The sequence below is a fragment of the Cognatundibacterium crateris genome (assembly GCF_010078235.1).
Classification (GTDB): Bacteria; Pseudomonadota; Gammaproteobacteria; order Burkholderiales; family Burkholderiaceae_D; genus Undibacterium; species Undibacterium crateris.
This window is the reverse complement of sequence record NZ_JAABOS010000005.1, coordinates 141,265-159,047: the sequence shown is the minus strand read 5'-3', so window position 1 is coordinate 159,047 and position 17,783 is coordinate 141,265. Positions and strand designations below refer to the sequence as shown.

15 protein-coding genes are annotated in these 17,783 nt (G+C 51.9%); 7 read left to right on the top strand and 8 right to left on the bottom strand.

Annotated elements, in window-relative coordinates; genetic code table 11:
* Positions 1-28: 28 nt before the first annotated feature.
* Together EYB48_RS11395 and EYB48_RS11390 are read right to left on the bottom strand one after the other, a co-directional pair.
* Complete coding sequence (locus EYB48_RS11395; RefSeq protein ID WP_162020472.1) at positions 29-1,066, bottom strand: phospholipase A; 1,038 nt, start codon at positions 1,064-1,066, stop codon at positions 29-31.
* A gap of 117 nt (positions 1,067-1,183) precedes the next feature.
* Positions 1,184-1,921 carry an LOG family protein gene (locus tag EYB48_RS11390; protein WP_162020471.1) on the bottom strand — a complete coding sequence of 246 codons (738 nt, stop codon included), beginning with the start codon at positions 1,919-1,921 and terminating at the stop codon, positions 1,184-1,186.
* On the opposite strand from EYB48_RS11390, the gene polA reads away from it, so the two are divergent.
* Complete coding sequence (gene polA, locus EYB48_RS11385) at positions 1,922-4,702, top strand: DNA polymerase I (RefSeq protein WP_162020470.1); 2,781 nt, start codon at positions 1,922-1,924, stop codon at positions 4,700-4,702.
* Between the two features lie 24 nt (positions 4,703-4,726).
* Here the strand turns inward: polA and EYB48_RS11380 are convergent, their stop codons facing one another.
* Positions 4,727-5,182 (bottom strand): Lrp/AsnC family transcriptional regulator, encoded by a 456-nt coding sequence (locus EYB48_RS11380; protein WP_162020469.1) that lies wholly within the window; start codon positions 5,180-5,182, stop codon positions 4,727-4,729.
* Positions 5,183-5,627: 445 nt separating this feature from the next.
* Between EYB48_RS11380 and EYB48_RS11375 the strand changes: the two genes are divergently transcribed.
* Entirely contained in the window at positions 5,628-6,710 is a 1,083-nt protein-coding gene (locus EYB48_RS11375; RefSeq protein WP_162020468.1) for an ornithine cyclodeaminase, read from the top strand.
* 49 nt (positions 6,711-6,759) lie between these two features.
* Positions 6,760-7,671 carry an arginase gene (gene rocF, locus EYB48_RS11370; RefSeq protein ID WP_162020467.1) on the top strand — a complete coding sequence of 304 codons (912 nt, stop codon included), beginning with the start codon at positions 6,760-6,762 and terminating at the stop codon, positions 7,669-7,671.
* Between the two features lie 72 nt (positions 7,672-7,743).
* Here rocF and EYB48_RS11365 read toward each other — a convergent pair whose 3' ends face one another.
* The 4 genes from EYB48_RS11365 to EYB48_RS11350 form a co-directional block, all read right to left on the bottom strand.
* Complete coding sequence (locus EYB48_RS11365; protein WP_162020466.1) at positions 7,744-9,189, bottom strand: NAD(P)(+) transhydrogenase (Re/Si-specific) subunit beta; 1,446 nt, start codon at positions 9,187-9,189, stop codon at positions 7,744-7,746.
* Entirely contained in the window at positions 9,189-9,503 is a 315-nt protein-coding gene (locus EYB48_RS11360) for an NAD(P) transhydrogenase subunit alpha part 2 (protein WP_162020465.1), read from the bottom strand. The genes EYB48_RS11365 and EYB48_RS11360 overlap by 1 nt, the downstream gene beginning before the upstream one ends.
* 137 nt (positions 9,504-9,640) lie before the next feature.
* Positions 9,641-10,003, bottom strand: a complete 363-nt coding sequence (panD, locus tag EYB48_RS11355) for an aspartate 1-decarboxylase (protein WP_162020464.1) — start codon at positions 10,001-10,003, stop codon at positions 9,641-9,643.
* Positions 10,004-10,050: 47 nt separating this feature from the next.
* Positions 10,051-11,166 (bottom strand): Re/Si-specific NAD(P)(+) transhydrogenase subunit alpha, encoded by a 1,116-nt coding sequence (locus EYB48_RS11350; RefSeq protein ID WP_162020463.1) that lies wholly within the window; start codon positions 11,164-11,166, stop codon positions 10,051-10,053.
* A 718-nt stretch (positions 11,167-11,884) separates the two neighbouring features.
* Here EYB48_RS11350 and EYB48_RS11345 point away from each other — a divergent pair.
* From EYB48_RS11345 to EYB48_RS11330, 4 genes are all read left to right on the top strand, one after another.
* Positions 11,885-12,355 (top strand): NUDIX hydrolase, encoded by a 471-nt coding sequence (locus tag EYB48_RS11345; RefSeq protein ID WP_162020462.1) that lies wholly within the window; start codon positions 11,885-11,887, stop codon positions 12,353-12,355.
* Positions 12,352-13,446, top strand: a complete 1,095-nt coding sequence (gene mnmA, locus EYB48_RS11340; protein ID WP_162020461.1) for a tRNA 2-thiouridine(34) synthase MnmA — start codon at positions 12,352-12,354, stop codon at positions 13,444-13,446. Before EYB48_RS11345 ends, mnmA begins: the two co-directional genes overlap by 4 nt.
* Positions 13,447-13,756: 310 nt before the next feature.
* Complete coding sequence (locus tag EYB48_RS11335; protein ID WP_162020460.1) at positions 13,757-14,701, top strand: MurR/RpiR family transcriptional regulator; 945 nt, start codon at positions 13,757-13,759, stop codon at positions 14,699-14,701.
* 125 nt (positions 14,702-14,826) lie between these two features.
* Positions 14,827-15,639, top strand: coding sequence for a prohibitin family protein (locus tag EYB48_RS11330; protein ID WP_162020459.1), 813 nt, complete (start codon positions 14,827-14,829; stop codon positions 15,637-15,639).
* Between the two features lie 124 nt (positions 15,640-15,763).
* Here the strand turns inward: EYB48_RS11330 and EYB48_RS11325 are convergent, their stop codons facing one another.
* Positions 15,764-17,590 carry a hypothetical protein gene (locus tag EYB48_RS11325; protein WP_162020458.1) on the bottom strand — a complete coding sequence of 609 codons (1,827 nt, stop codon included), beginning with the start codon at positions 17,588-17,590 and terminating at the stop codon, positions 15,764-15,766.
* Positions 17,591-17,783 lie beyond the last annotated feature (193 nt).

The window sequence follows — 17,783 nt, the reverse complement described above, 5'->3', positions numbered from 1 at the left end:
CGTGCATGGCGCAGGCCAGCCTAAGACATTAACGCCACTCTACCAGCGAAACACCCATCCCCACCCGGGTCTGGCGGAAGTTATAGTCAATCATGCTTTCGCCATAGCCGCTGAAAATCTGCACATAGCCGTGCAGGCCGGTGAGCAAAGGGAAAGCCCAGTCCAGCTGCACCGAGCCGCGTGACTGCTGCCCGGAACGCAGGCTGTGACGGCCCTGGAAGGTGAAGATGTGCTTGCCGGTTTTGCGTGTCACCAGCAATTCACCGCGCCCTGCATAATCCTGAATGCTGGGATTATCATCCGTTGCCTCACTTTCCTTGATGCGCCACCACGGGCGCAGACTGATACTCCAGTCGCCTTTTTCCATCGCCAGCTCACCGATAATACGGTTCCAGCTGCGCGACAAGGGTAAAGCTCGGCCATTGGACTGGTGGTTGATGCCTAGCGAAGCCATCCTGGTCTGCCAGCCCAGCATATCAAAGCTGAGCGGATAAACCAGCATAGCCTCCGGCTCATAATTGGTTTCCCGGAACGGGCGCGACAAACCGCCGTTATACACTTGCCAGCGTGAGGACTGGGTATAAGCCCCCCACAGATTGGCTTTGGTCCCCAATACATTTTCCATTATTTTTGACTTAAAGCTGAGCTGGAATTTCGCTTCGACTGAATCCAGATCCACTTTATCCGCCTGGTGGCCGGGAGCGGGCGAAAACGGAGCTGCATTGATGCGATTACTGTACGCGACAGGCAAGATGTACACCGGCTTATACGGCTTAGGAAAAAACAGGGATTTGGCATTCGCGGAGTCTAATTCCCAACGCTCGCTGAGCCCGTCCACTTCGCGCGTTGCAGGGCTGGCAGCGGCGACAGGCGCCTCTGTACGCTGTGGTGCTCCGCCGGTTTCATTACTGATCTGAGCCGAAATCGGCTTTGCAGGCTTACCATACAAGCGGTCATAACAAGCCAGACGCTCTGCATCCTGCGCAAGCTGGCTACAATCCTGCTGTTGTGCCAGCGCAGCGAACGGCAACACAGCGCTGACCAGCATCCAGTTTTTTTTCTTCATCGTTCAGTCTTCCTTTAGCTTGAATAGCGACGCACACATTGAAACAGGCAAGGCAGGCACCCGCTAGAAATAACGGATAGCCAGCGCACCGTGCCGGGGTTTTCCGGTTAAATCTGTTTACAAATACAGCATGCGTTGACGCTCGTCCTCAGACGGCTCGATATCACGCGCTTCATAGAACGCGAAAATCGCATCGACAATATTCGCAGGCTCATCGATCAGCTGGACCAGATTCAGGTCTTCAGGCGCGATCATGCCATTGCCTGCCATCTGTACCTTGATCCATTCCAATAAACCACTCCAGAAGCTGGTGCCAACCAAAATGACAGGAATGCGGCGCGATTTACCGGTCTGCATCAGGGTCAGCACCTCACTGACCTCATCCATGGTGCCAAAGCCGCCAGGGAAAACCACATAGGCATCGGCATACTTCACAAACGCGACTTTACGCGCAAAAAAATGCCGGAAACTGAGGCTGATGTTTTGCCAGGGATTACTGCGCTGTTCATGCGGCAGTTCAATATTCAAACCGACTGAGGGCGACGCCCCCTCATACGCACCTTTATTGGCGGCCTCCATAATGCCGGGGCCGCCGCCGGAAATCACCGCAAAACCGGCATCCGATAAGCGATGCGACAAGTCCACACATTGCACATAATAGGGATCATCCGCTTTGATGCGCGCAGAGCCAAAAATCGTGACGGCCGGACGTATCGTCGAAAGGCGTTCGGTAGACTCGATAAACTCTGCCATAATCGTGAACATATGCCAGGATTCACGCGCTTTTAAGGAAGTCGCCCTGTCCTGATCAATAATCTGACGCAATCTGGTCACATTTTTTCTGTTTCCGTTCATATGCAAAATACCCTCTTGTTAGTCGATGGCTCCAGCTATCTGTACCGTGCCTTCCATGCGATGCCGGATTTACGCAATCCGCAAGGCGAGCCCACCGGCGCCATTTACGGCATGATTAATATGCTGCGCCGTCTGCGCAGCGATTATCCGGCAGCATACATGGCATGCGTATTTGATGCAAAAGGGAAAACTTTCCGCGATGATTTGTATCCCGAATACAAAGCTCAACGCGCCCCGATGCCGGACGACCTGCGTCTGCAAATAGAGCCTATCCATCAGGCTGTGGCCGCAATGGGCTGGCCTATCCTGATGGTAGAAGGCGTGGAAGCCGATGACGTGATCGGCACGCTGGCCGTCGCTGCAACCCGGCAGAATATGAAAACCGTAGTCTCGACCGGTGACAAAGATCTGGCGCAGCTGGTCAACAGCCAGGTCACGCTCATCAATACCATGTCCAATGAAGTCATGGATGAACCCGGCGTATTAGCCAAATTCGGCGTGCCTCCGGCGCGCATCATCGACTATCTGACCCTGATCGGTGACACGGTGGATAATGTACCGGGTGTGACCAAATGTGGCCCTAAAACCGCCGTTAAATGGCTGACTGAATATGACAGCCTCGATGGCATCATGGCCAATGCCGATAAAATCAAGGGCGTGGTCGGTGACAACCTGCGCGCCGCGCTGGACTGGCTGCCTCAGGGGCGGGTACTGATCACAGTCAAAACCGATTGCGACCTGAGTGCGCATTACCAGGATATTCAACACAGCCTGGTCGCGAAACCGGAAAGCAAGGAAGACATGCTGGCTTTCTTCAGCCGCTACGGTTTCAAAACCTGGTTGCGCGAATTATCGGGCGATGCCACCGCCGGTGCCACACCACTAAAATCAGCCAGCCTTGCGGGCGCCGCTGCGCCAGCGAATTCACCGGTACAGGGCGGACTGTTTCAGGAGGAAGAAAATGCAGCCGTCATCGAAAAAAATTATGAACTGGTGCTGACTGAGTCTGCACTGGACGCATGGCTGGCGCGGATACAACAAGCCAGCCTGACCGCCTTCGATACCGAAACCACTTCGCTGGAACCGATGCATGCGCAGTTAGTCGGCCTCTCGCTGTGTTGCGAAGCAGGTCATGCCTGCTATATTCCGGTGGCCCACCACTATGCGGACGCTCCGGTGCAGCTTACGCGTGAACTGGTTCTGGAAAAACTGCGCCCCTGGCTGGAAGATGCGAGCAAGGCCAAGGTCGGGCAAAATCTGAAATATGATAGTCATGTGCTGGCCAATCATGGCATACAGCTGCGCGGCATTGCACATGATACTTTGCTGGAATCCTATGTGTTCGAATCCCATAAGTCACACGACATGGATAGCCTGGCGCTGCGCCATCTGGGTAAGAAAACCATCAGCTTTGAAGAAGTCTGCGGTAAGGGTGCATCGCAAATAGGTTTTGATCAGGTCGAACTGCAACGCGCGACTGACTATGCGGCCGAAGACGCGGATATCACACTGCAATTGCATCAAGCCATGTGGCCAGAAATCGCACCGGATGCCAAGCTGCTCAAGGTCTACCACGACATCGAATTACCGACCTCTGTGGTGCTGCAAAAAATCGAACGCAACGGCGTAAAAATCGATCCAGCTTTGCTGGCAGCGCAGTCGCATGAAATCGGTATCCGCCTGCTGGAACTAGAACAAAATGCCTATGCGCTGGCGGGCCAGCCGTTCAACCTGAACTCACCTAAGCAACTGGGTGAAATCTTCTTTGGCAAGCTGGGTTTACCGGTGGTCAAAAAAACCCCGTCTGGCGCACCATCCACCGATGAAGAGGTTTTGCAGAAACTGGCGGAAGATTATCCTCTGCCCAAAATTCTGCTCGAATACCGTGGTCTGGCCAAGCTGAAATCGACCTATACCGACAAATTGCCGAAGATGGTGAATCCTGCTACCGGACGCGTTCATACCAATTATGCGCAAGCCGTGGCCGTCACCGGCAGACTGGCTTCGAATGATCCTAATCTGCAAAATATTCCAGTGCGCACTGCGGAAGGACGCCGCATCCGCGAAGCCTTTATTGCCTCTCCGGGTCATATCATCATGTCGGCCGATTACTCGCAGATCGAATTGCGCATCATGGCCCATATCTCTGGCGATGCAAGTCTGCTCAAAGCCTTTGCTGATGGCGAAGACGTACACCGTGCGACTGCAGCAGAAATTTTTGGTGTCACGCCTGCGGAGGTCAGCAATGAACAGCGCCGCTATGCCAAGGTGATTAATTTTGGTCTGATCTATGGCATGAGTGCGTTTGGTCTGGCGGGCAATCTGGGTATAGAACGCGCAGCGGCACAAAGCTATATCGACAAATACTTCCAGCGTTATCCGGGCGTGGCGCAATACATGGCCGATACCCGTACCAAGGCGAAAGCACATGGTTATGTAGAGACGGTGTTCGGACGCCGTTTGTGGCTGCCGGAAATTAACAGCCCGAATGGCCCGCGTCGTCAAGGCGCTGAACGCGCAGCGATCAATGCCCCTATGCAGGGTACTGCAGCGGATTTGATCAAGCTGGCCATGATCGCAGTACAGAACTGGCTGGAACAGGAAAAACTGCAAACCCGCATGATCATGCAAGTGCATGACGAACTGGTGCTGGAAGTGGCGGATGCTGAAGTAGAGCTGGTCAGACAAAAGCTGCCGGAGCTGATGGCCAATGTCGCCACACTCGATGTGCCATTACTGGCGGAAGTAGGCGTCGGCAAAAACTGGGAAGAGGCACACTAAGCCACCATTCCGGCTTGCTTGTCTTTAGGCGATAGGTAAGCCGGAAACCGGTTTGATCTCTTCCATACAAATCATGGAGCGCAATGATGCCACCCCGGGTACCTGCATCAGGGTATCCGTTAAAAACTGCGACAGACTCTTCAGATCGGCTGCCACCACTTTCAGGATGTAATCAAAATCACCCGAGATGGTATGGCACTCGATGATATTCGGGAATGCCTGCAGCTTGCGCTCCACTTCCCGTACATTGCGGAACTGTTCACGGTCCAGCGATAAATTCACAAACGCCATCACGCCCAGCCCCACCGCCTCCGGATTCACCTGCGCACTGTAAGCGCGTATCACCTTCTGCTCTTCCAGCATTCTGACCCGGCGCAAAGTCTGCGGCGCAGACAGATGAATTTTTTCAGCCAGATTCAGGTTGCTGATACGCCCATCCTGCTGCAGATGACGCAGGATACTCAAATCATAATTATCCATACATTTCTCTCCTTGCCGGCCACATACAATCAGATGCCGGATTTTGATATATTTTATTGAAAATGCGATTTGGGAAATTATTTCAATTTATTTACATATATATGAAATTTTATTTCTCATTCTACGATTTTCATCGCAGATTTAGCAATCTAATTATCCGGTGGCGTAGCTACAATGGAGGCAGAACTCGTCAGTTTCACTGCACTGTCTGATGTGCATGAGGCTTTTGCGAAATGTGGAAAAATTGAATGTGGAAAAATTTCGCAACAGCTTCGGGACATGCCTGCTTAGCAGCGTGGCTAAGTCCATTGACGATGTTCTTACATCAGGACTGACGTGGCAAAGTTAAGTGCAGAGTTTCAGTGATTAACAGCCATCCTTATTGCTCCCACAGGTGGAGTAGATGTGTCAGTCCTGTCCATATTAAAAAAACTTGGAGAACATCATGGTTAGCTTCATCGGCACCCGCGACATGCAGAATCATTTACGTCAGGTTACGCCTGAAAATGCGATTATCAATATGGCGGAAATGATCAGGGAAGATTATCTGCGCTGGTCGCTGTTTGACAAAACTGCGCGCGTCGCCAGCCATTCAGAAGTGGGCGTGATTGAATTAATGCCTATTTCTGACGGCAGCAATTACTCTTTCAAATATGTGAATGGGCATCCTAAAAACACCCAGGATGGTTTGCTGACTGTAACAGCGTTTGGCGTGCTCGCCGATGTGGATACCGGCTATCCGCGCTTACTTTCAGAATTAACACTCACCACCGCAGTACGCACTGCAGCGACTTCAGCACTGGCCGCCAAATATATGGCGCGTCCTGACAGTAAAGTCATGGCCCTGATTGGTAATGGCGCACAGAGTGAGTTCCAGGCCATCGCCTTTCACAAAATGCTGGGCATACGTGAATTGCGTGTATATGACGTGGACCCGGCCGCGACCGAAAAACTGATACGCAATCTGCGCGCTTATCCAGAACTGACTGTGATACGCGCTGAGTCAACCGCACAGGCCGTCAAAGGCGCGGATATCGTCACGACCGTTACCGCCGACAAAACCAATGCCACCATCCTGACGCCAGACATGATAGAAGCGGGCATGCACATCAACGGCGTCGGTGGCGATTGCCCTGGTAAAACCGAGCTGCATGCGGACATACTCAGACAAGCAATGGTTGTTGTGGAATATGAACCACAATCACGCATTGAAGGCGAGTTACAGCAAATGCCCGCCGACTTTGCGGTTACCGAACTGTGGACCATACTCAACGGCAGCAACACTGGCCGCCACGATGCGCAGCAAGTAACGGTGTTTGATTCTGTCGGTTTTGCGCTGGAAGATTTTTCCGCCATGCGCTATCTGGAAAAACATGTGTTGCAGCCTGGCTCCACTATGCTGGATCTGGTGCCGGAAATGATGGATCCTAAAGATTTGTTTGGTATGGGGATGGCAAATACCTCGTCCTTGGTACACAATGCCAGTCAGACGGTCAATACAATAACAGCCGTTCCGATACACGCCTGATCCGGGCGTAGCAAACGGTTATTTAACCTGCCTTATTTATTTGAATAGAATGAAAACCATTTCCTTAATTGGAGCACCAACCGATGTTGGTGCCAGCGTCAAAGGCGCAAGCATGGGACCTGACGCATTGCGCGTCGCTGGCCTGACAGAAGCTTTGCAGGCACGTCAGTTACAGGTGGTCGACCGTGGCAACCTGCACGGTCCGGCTAATCCCTGGCAAGAGCCGGTCAATGGCTTGCGTCATCTGAAAGAAGCCATTGATTGGAACCAGGCCGTGTTTGATACGGTCGGACAGGCGCTGAGCGATGGTCATCTTCCTATGATGCTGGGTGGCGATCATTGTCTCGCAATCGGTTCTATCAGCGCGGTGGCTGCACATTGCCGTCAGGCTGGGAAAAAACTTCGTGTGTTGTGGTTCGATGCACACGCAGACAGCAATCTGTCGACGATTAGCCCCACCGGCAATATCCACGGTATGCCAGTTGCCTGCCTGATGGGACATGGTCCGAAAGAGCTGATCGGCTATGGCGGTCACACACCAGCCATGCTGCCGCATGAAATCCGTCAGATCGGCATACGTAGTGTGGATGCGGGCGAGAAAAAATTCATCCACGAAATGGGAATCCAGGTCTATGACATGCGTTACATTGATGAATACGGCATCCGTAATGCGATGAGCTCTGCGCTGGCCGGTGTCGATGCCAATACCCATATCCACGTCAGTTTCGATATGGATTGCCTGGACCCGCAGATTGCACCGGGCGTGGGGACGGCGGTACTTGGCGGCCCAACTTACCGCGAAGCGCAATTGTGTATGGAAATGATCGCAGACACAGGCCTGATGGGCTCACTCGATATCGTTGAACTCAACCCTGCGCTGGATATACGCAATCAGACTGCGATCCTGGCAGTTGACCTGATTGAAAGTCTGTTCGGGAAATCGACGCTGGTACGTATCTGAAGATAGTTTTCCCCTCAAAAAAAGAAAAAAACCGCTTTTACCAGCGGTTTTTTTCTTGGTCATGTGCAAAGCTTACTCAACTGCTTTCACCATATCTTCGATGACTTTCTTCGCGTCGCCGAACACCATCATGGTTTTATCCATGTAGAACAATTCATTGTCCAGACCGGCATAACCAGAGGCCATAGAGCGCTTATTGACGATCACAGTTTTGGCTTTATAGGCTTCCAGAATCGGCATACCTGCAATCGGCGATTTTGGATCTTTAGCGGCAGGATTGACCACGTCATTCGCACCCAGCACCAAGACCACATCGGCTTGTCCAAATTCGCTGTTGATATCTTCCATCTCAAACACCTGGTCATAAGGCACTTCCGCTTCTGCCAGCAGTACATTCATGTGCCCCGGCATACGGCCTGCGACCGGATGAATCGCGTACTTCACAGTTATCCCTTTGTGCGTGAGTTTCTCTGTCAGTTCTTTTAAAGCATGCTGAGCCCGTGCCACTGCCAGACCATAGCCCGGAACGATAATCACGGTTTCTGCATTCCCCAACAGGAAAGCCACATCATCCGGTGATCCGGATTTCACATTCCGCTGCACCGCTCCGCCAGCTGCTGCTTCCGCGGGGGCGCCACCAAAACCACCCAATATCACGTTGAAGAAGGAGCGGTTCATGGCTTTACACATGATGTAAGACAGGATCGCACCGGAAGAACCCACCAGCGAACCGGCAATAATCAACATGGAGTTATTCAGCGAAAAGCCGATACCTGCTGCGGCCCAGCCAGAATAACTGTTGAGCATAGACACCACGACCGGCATATCAGCACCACCGATAGGGATGATGATCAATACACCCAGCACAAAAGCGATGGCGGTCATGATAATGAACGGTGTCCAGGCCGGTGCGACACCGCCGTCGAAGCAAAATACCAGTCCCAGGCCAACCATTGCCAGCGCAAGGATCAGGTTCAGCATATGCTGACCGGAGAAAGTGACAGGTGCGCCCTGAAACAGACGGAACTTGTACTTACCGGATAATTTACCGAAAGCGATTACGGAGCCGGAGAAAGTGATCGCGCCAACAAAGGTACCGATAAACAGCTCGATCCGGTTACCAAACGGGATCGCAACTTCACGGGTGGTGATATTGAAAATCCAGGGCTCGGCAACCACTGCGACGGCAATACAGACGGCCGCCAGACCAATCAGCGAGTGCATCGCTGCGACCAGTTCCGGCATTTTGGTCATTTCCACTCGCTTCGCCAGCGTGGCACCGATACCGCCTCCGACCACGACTCCGAGCGTAACCAGGCCATAGCCGAGGCCTGAGCCCGCAGCTTCGGTTTTCAGTTTCACGATGAGTGCAATGGTGGTAAAAACAGCGACAGCCATACCGGCCATGCCGAAAGCATTACCGCGCCGCGCCGTGGATGGATGTGACAAGCCTTTGAGAGCCTGGATAAAGCATACCGATGCGATCAGATACAGCATCGTAACGAGATTCATACTCATTATTTGCCCTCCTTGCCTGCTGCTTTATTGTCTTTTTTCTTGAACATTTCCAGCATCCTCTGGGTCACCAGAAAACCGCCGAATACATTCACCGCAGCCAGTGCGACGGCCAGGGTTCCCATCACCTGCGCCAGCAAGCCTTCAGTCAGGCCGGCAGCCAGCATGGCACCAACGATAATGATGGCAGAAACCGCATTGGTCACCGCCATTAATGGCGTATGCAATGCAGGCGTTACAGTCCACACCACGTGATAGCCAACATATACGGCTAACACGAAAATGATGAGGTTGGTAAGGGTATGACTAACTTCCATGATGTCCTCTCTTTTTAAATGAATAAGACATGCAAAGACATTTCCGTCACCAACTTACGCTTCATGTAGCTGGTGTGTCAGCCTGATTCAAATCAGACTGACACAGCTTACCACCTTGCGCATCAGTCAATAGCGGTTCAATACTCTTTCAAACTGGTGATCTGATTTTTTGCATTCACAAACACCACATTTGGTTTGTGATTACGCGCTTCTTCTTCCGTCATCGGCGCGTAAGTACAAATGATCATCAGGTCGCCCAGTTGCACCCTACGGGCTGCAGCGCCATTCAGGGAGATTTCACCACTGCCACGCTTGCCTTTGATGGCATAGGTGGAGAAGCGCTCACCGTTATTGACGTTATACAGCTCGATCTGTTCGTTCTCGATGATATTCGCAGCATCAAGCAGATCTTCATCGATTCCACATGAACCTTCATAGTGGAGGTCGCACTGAGTTACAGTTGCGCGATGAATTTTGGCGCGGAGCATATTTCTTTGCATGGTGTTTCAACTTTCTGATACGTGTTTCGGTAAATTTGACTTACCAGCTACTTCCTGAGTATTTCACCCGCAGCACACATCAGCGTCGCGGCGACAATTTCGTCTTCGCGGTTAATCGCCAGTCCACCTTCTTTGTCGATAATCAGTTTGAGGAAATCCTGCACATTACGTGCGTACAAAGCAGACGCATCTGCGGCAACCAGCGTAGCCAGATTTGGCTCGCCGATGATATGTACGCCGTATTTGGTGACAGTTTTACCCAATTCAGAGAGTGGACAGTTGCCGCCCTGCTCGACCGCCATATCGACGATCACTGAGCCTGGCTTCATTGCTTTTACCGTGTCTTCGGAAATCAGCACCGGCGCTTTTCGGCCCGGTATCAAAGCAGTAGTGATAATAATGTCAGCTTGTTTGGCCCGCTCATGGACAAGTGCGGCCTGGCGTTGCATCCAGGCTGCAGGCATAGGGCGTGCATAGCCGCCAACACCTTGAGCAATTTCGCGTTCCTCATCGGTCTCATAGGGGACATCAATGAATTTCGCGCCCAGCGATTCTACTTGTTCTTTGACCGGAGGTCTAACATCAGAAGCTTCAATCACCGCCCCCAGACGCTTGGCAGTAGCGATTGCCTGCAAGCCGGCCACCCCTACACCCATGATCAGAACGCGGGCGGCTTTCACGGTACCGGCAGCTGTCATCAGCATAGGCATAAAGCGTTGGTAAGTGTTCGCTGCCAGCATGACCGCCTTATAACCTGCGATGTTTGCCTGTGAAGACAAGACATCCAACGATTGCGCGCGCGTGATGCGCGGTGCAGCCTCCAGCGCGAAGGCAGACAAGCCACTGGCCGCCATGGCGCTGATATTGTCTGCATCGAAAGGATTGAGCATCCCTACTAACACGCTGCCGGATGCCATGAGCGCGCGTTCACTGGCGTCCGGCGCGCGTACTTTGAGGACCAGTTCTGCGCCAAAAGCATCAGCCGCGCTGCCTATCTGGGCACCTGCAGCCTGATAAGCCTCATCGGTAATACTGGCTGCCACACCCGCGCCAGACTGCACGATGACCTGGTGTTTTGCGGCGACATACTTCTTGATGGTTTCGGGGGTGGCCGCAACGCGTGTTTCCCCCGGCCGGGTCTCGGCGGGAATGCCGATTTTCATAGATGTGCTCCCTGATGATGTAAAAATAAAATCGTTCTCGTTAGTACGCTAAGCAATTTCTTTCAGAAATACAGCCATATGCGAGTCCGACACTTGTTCGCCGCCGCAATCAGGGCTCCATTCCTACTTTCATATTCAGTTCAACAAACTGAGGGCTTACCCCGCTGTGAAATCTCGTGACGGAATTCCCTTTTGGGGATCACCAGTCCTCAGTCTGTACATCGCAACCGGACAATTCTAAGTTCCGCGGCACAGTCTGATGACATGCGCAGTATGCTTACCACAATCTTACATGTCATATTAGACAACGATATTACATGGATTCTGTTGGACTGAACAAACGAAGTTTTTTCAGATCATTTGCAACTTTCATCAGCTTTCTGAAATTCATCAAAGCAATCCAATTCGTACTAATTTATTTTTTTCTCATACAAAACAGAGGCTTAGCCTGAAAAATATTTATAAAAAACAAAGCAGAATTGTGCAATCGCAACAATTTACCATTCAAAAAATGCCCCATAGACAAAATTTGCATTAGCAAATGCGTAGTCAAATTTGCTGCTTCACCACACAAAATGTGACAGCAAAGTAAAATGTCGGACTTACTTAGGATCTGACTGACGATTTCCCCGGCGCGACGCAACCTTTGGCTAACAGTCTGGCTGCGCAAACTCCGCCCCTGAAAGCAGTAGCTCAGGTTCTATTACCGAAAGAAGTTATGTCTGCCATCTGGAAACCATCTGTCACCGTCGCTGCCATTATTGAGCGCAATCACCGCTTTTTAATGGTGGAAGAAGAAACCCCTGACGGGGTGCGCATCAATCAGCCTGCGGGCCATCTCGATCCTAAGGAATCGCTGGAACAGGCCGTGATCCGTGAAACCCTGGAAGAAACGGCTTATGAATTTACGCCGACGGCACTGGTAGGAATGTATTTATCGACTTTTACTTCCCCAGTAACGCAAGAGCAAGTCAGCTATCTGCGCTTCGCCTTTACCGGTGATGCCGGCGCCGATACCGGACGCGCGCTGGATCACGGCATTTTAAGAGCGGTCTGGATGAGCTATAACGATATTCTGAATTCCGAACACATCCATCGCAGCCCGCTGGTGCTGCAATGTGTGGATGACTATTTACGCGGCAAGCGTGCTCCGCTTTCGCTGCTGTTTACCCACCCGAGCGCATTATGAGTAAAAAACGTGTAGTAATCGGTATGTCTGGCGGGGTAGATTCCTCGGTCTCGGCATGGCTGTTAAAAGAACAGGGTTATGAAGTCATCGGCCTGTTTATGAAAAACTGGGAAGATGACGACGATTCGGAATATTGCTCGACACGCGAAGACTGGATTGATGCCGTCAGCGTCGCCGATGTGGTGGGCGTCGATATCGAAGCGGTGAATTTCGCCAGTGAATACAAAGACCGTGTGTTTGCCGAATTCCTGCGTGAATACCAGGCTGGCCGCACTCCGAATCCGGATGTGCTGTGTAATGCTGAGATTAAGTTCAAGGCCTTCCTCGATCATGCAATGAAGCTGGGTGCTGACTATATCGCGACCGGCCACTATGCCCGGGTGCGCGAAGTGAATGGTGAATTCCAGTTGCTCAAGGCGATGGATGCCAGCAAGGATCAGAGTTATTTCCTGCACAGACTGAATCAGAAACAACTGGCCAATACCCTGTTCCCGCTGGGTGAAATTCATAAAACGGAAGTACGTAAAATTGCCGAACAACTGCAACTGCCGAACGCGAAAAAGAAAGACTCAACCGGTATTTGCTTTATCGGCGAACGTCCATTCCGCGAGTTTCTGAACCGTTACCTGTCGTATCAGCCCGGTGATATCAAGACGCCGGAAGGCAAGGTCATTGGTCAACACGTAGGTCTGAGTTTTTATACTTTGGGTCAGCGCAAAGGCATAGGCATAGGCGGCATTAAATCCCATCAAAATGCCGATGGCAGCAGCGATGCCTGGTATGTGGCGCGCAAAGATGTGGTGAATAACACCTTATACGTGGTCCAGGGCCATGATCATCCCTGGCTGCTGTCCGCTCAGCTGGAAGCAACACAGGTCAGCTGGGTCGCCGGTTATGCACCTGCGCAAGCCCAGTTATCGGCCAAGACCCGTTATCGCCAGCCTGATGTGGCCTGCCAGTTTGCCGGTGACACCGAACAATTCCAACTGCATTTCCCTGACGCGCAATGGGCAGTCACGCCTGGCCAGTCTGCCGTCCTGTATGACGGCGATGTCTGCCTCGGCGGTGGCATCATCCATCAGGCTGGATAAACGCTTCCTACATTCACTTCCTGCCACACCATCAGTTGCACGCGCATTCCGCAACTGATGGCCTGCCTCAGAATTCAAATTTGCTTATACACTTCACAGATAACGCGCTGTTTTTCGCATCATTTCTGAATTTTTATAAATAATATTTGAATTATTTAAAATTATCTGGCGATAATTCAGCATTACTGGTGAGAATATCTGTACTCGGGCAGAAAAAAGCACCTCTCTGACTTGATACGTTTCATTACTTTACATTTCAAATTAATGAAATTATATTTACATTTCTCTTTCACTGGAAAAGCCAGCCATCATGAATCGTCCTGACAAGCAAGCCCTGGGTGGAACCGTCAATGCCCGTATCGGCAAGGTGTATATGAACCTGTCGAAAGCCCATAAAAAAGCTGCCGATTATGTGCTGACCAATGTGTTCCGCTCAGCCACGATGTCGATAGACGAACTGGCCAATGCCGTTGGCATTTCTGTCGCAACAGCGAATCGCTTTGCGCGTGCGCTGGGTTTCGAAGGCTATCCTCAGTTCCGTGCAGAACTGGTGAGTGGTTTCGAGGCGATGCTGGTGCCCATTGATAACTTGCGCAGTGAAGTGCAACGGCCAGCCACCAGCACAGAAATTATCGCGGGCTCGCTGAATGAAGATCTGACCAATCTGGAAGCCACCCGCCGCGGGCTGGACCCGGAGCTGTGCAATCAGGCGGTACGCATGATACTGAATGCCGAACGCATCTATATCATCGGCTATGGTGCCAGCGGATTTTTAGGTGGTTTGATGGCGCACAGCTTAGATCCGTTTTGCAACACTGTGCAATCAACGATGGGAACCGCCGGGCCATCCACCGTAGCAAGGCAGTTGTTCAAATACACAGAAAAAGACCTGGTGATAGGCATCTCTTTCCCGCGTTATGCCGATGATGTAGTCACTATCCTGCGCCAGCTGAAAGAAAAAGGGGTGCCGATTCTGGCCCTGACAGATGCACCAAGTTCACCGCTGGCGTCGATGGCCAATGTCACCCTGTTTGCACAAACCCGCCGACAATTCTCACCGAATTCCGAAGGCGCAGCACTGTGCCTGATTGAAGCGATTTGCAGTGCGGTGGCGCATCAGGCCAAAGCACCAGTCCATGCGGCTTCAGAAATGACTAAATTTGTACTGCCCTGGCTGTATCAGGATCCGCTTCAAAGCAATACCAAGCACAGGGCACACGCCTCAGAACTGGCCGACATGGATCGTGAAGGCTGACAGGCTGTTGCGTGATCACATCAGTATCCGGCAGAACGGTGGATTGATGCAGCAATTACCGTTTTAAGTTGTCTGTTTCTCACTATACTCAGCATGCTTTCCAAACAACATCAACAAGGAAAATCATGCGTGCTCTCCCCAAAATCGCCGCTGCAATCGGCGTCCTGCTTCTGATCCTGATTTTAAATCCATTCGCCACCATACCTGCCGGTTACCGCGGTGTACTGACGACCTTTGGCAAGCCGTCTGATGAGGTGTACAGCGAAGGTCTGCATTTTGTGTGGCCGGTCGCTCAGCGTATGCACAGAGTCTCGGTCGCGATACAAAAAGGTGAAGGTGATGGCGATGCAGCCTCCAAGGATTTACAAACCGTACATACCAAGATCGCCATCAATTATCATGTGCGTCCCGATGCCGTAGTCTCCATCTACCGCGATCTGGGCAATGAGCCGGGTGAACGCATCATTATCCCCAGCGTACAGGAAGCGGTGAAAGCAGTGACTGCGCGCTTTACCGCCGAAGAACTGATTTCCAAACGTTCCCAGGTGCGCGATGAGATCGTGCTGGCACTCAAAGAGAGAATGGCCAGACACGGTCTGGTGGTGGATGAATTCTCGATAGTCAACTTCAATTTCAGTAAGACCTTCAATGAAGCGATTGAAGCAAAAACCACCGCCGATCAGTTAAAAATGAAGGCTGAGCGCGACCTGCAAAGGATAGAAGTCGAAGCCAAACAAAAAGTGTCACGGGCCCGCGCAGAAGCTGATGCGCTGGCACTGCAACGCCAGCAAGTCACACCGGAACTGCTGCGTTTGCGTGAAGTGGAAAATCAGGCCAAAGCAATAGAAAAATGGGATGGCCGTCTGCCAACCACGACCGGTGGCGTGATTCCATTCCTGCAGATTGGCAATAAAGCGGCGGCGGAAACGAATCGCTGAGATCTTTCTGCTCAACTCTGCTCAATTCCGTTCAAAAGCGGGGCCAGCTGCCCCGCTTTTTCTGTATTCACTTCCCGCCATTCGCTCAGCGTTCAGGCTGAAATGCGACTGGGCACCTTAGCGCTTATTGCAGCAAACCAGCTTCGGTCTCGCTCAGGCTCAGCCCTTGCTCAGTTTGAATGGCTGGCGCTTGTTTTACCTGTTGCACGGCTGGCAAAGCTTGCGGCGGCTGACGCCGCAGTGCATACAGCGTAAATCCCTTACTCGCGCTGATCATATGTCCCAGCTGCGCAGTTTCCTGGGTTTGACGCGTTTGCAGTAGCAACGTCCCCTCTTCACGCATGCGCACACCCACGGGCAACAACAATTGCGTCAACTCTTTACTGCCACCCAGAATTGCAGGCAATAGCGCAGACCGCTGATCGGTATTGTGATGGCTGATCGCAGAAGACTGTCCGGCCTGACTGTCTATCAAAACGGCTTGTGAATTCTCACAAAGCAGCTTAATCGTAATCAACAGTTGTCCATTCTGCGGGCGTAGTATGCGCTGTATCACACCCAGCTTAGGCGCATGCCAGTCTGCCTGTTCCAGCATATAGGCGGCCAGATCGCCAATCTGCATCTGGGTGGTATGGTGACTTTCCTGGGTGGATAAACAGAGTTGCTGTTCATCCTGGTGACGTAAGGTCCAGGAGCTTTGCACGCTGCCCTCGGCATCATCGGAAAACACCGCGGAATGACGCGCTAGCAAATCAACCATACGCTCGCCGACCGCCTTCCAGTCACCGCCTTTGGCAATATGGCGTAGCAAGGCAAACACGTTTTGAAAGCCGATAAAAATGCGCAGATCCGGCACTTCGCGCTGCTGATCCAGCTTCAGTTCCACACTGTCCGAATAGGTCATGAAACGCTCAAACTGTAACTGCGCCAGCGCCAGCCGCTCGGTAGGGCCGAACAGACTCAGATGACGCGATAAAGTACCGGCCTCTTGCCCACGGCGTGTACGCAAGACCTGAGCCAGGTCTGAAGTCAGCGCCTGCTGCAAAGACTCCCACTGCAATACCAAAGGCGCAGGCCCGGCTTGGCCGGGAACAGCCACAAAGCGGGTCGGCTGCTCATCACCGCAATAGACCAGCGAGGTATGACGTGAAGGTGCGCCTGAGGCTGCATTGCCCAGCGCAATTTTCAAATCACCCAGTCCGATAGAACGCAGCAACCAGGTTTGCCATTGCACCGGCCAGTAACTGAGCTGTAAGCGCTGTACCATGTGCAGCGACAGATACACATCACGCACGCGTATGGTCTCCAGCTCAGTGTCACTGCCATAGCTACGCTGCAGCGGTGACAAGAGTTCATCCTGCCGCCCGGCAGCGACGATCTGATGCATGAGAGTATTGGCAAATGCCCAGGCACGCGGACTCAACTCTTGATAACGCAAGGCTTTCAGACTTTGTTTGAGCCTCAGGAACTCCAGCACCCGGGCCGATGCCAAATCCGACTTTTTGATGGATCTGGCATAGCGAAAACGTGAACATCGTTGATAGTACTGGGTGATGACGATATAAGAATTGACGAATTCCGCACAACTGGTGATCAGTGTTTCCAACACCTGAGCACGGGTCTGGCTATCGGGCACCCCGCCATCTTTACCGTACTGCGCAAGCTTTGCCTGCGCCAACGGGTAAAACAAGGCAGCCAGCGTATGATTAAACTCTTCCCTGACGGCGACACGCAGACGACAGCGATTCAGTTGGCGCAGCTTCTGTAACAGCAAACGCAAAAATTCCGCATCCTGTTCATCGTTTTCGCGCTTTTTTTGTAGTTGATGCAAATCATTAAGCACAGGTGCGGCAGCCGTTTTCACCAATGGCAAACTCAGGCTCACCATCAATTGCCGTTCAGGATATTGCCAGCCGAGAAAATTACGCAAGCACTGAGGAAAGAGAGCCATAGCCAAACAAATTGTTAGATAAGTTACACATTATAACAATTATTTATTTGGCAATCATACTTTATTGCAATTTAAGACACGCCCAATCTTCCGAATATCACGCCCAAAATAAAAAAACCCCGGTCTCCATGTCACTGGAAAACCGGGGCAGAAGTCAGCCCCGCGTGTGATCAGGGCTGACTGAGTGGATAGG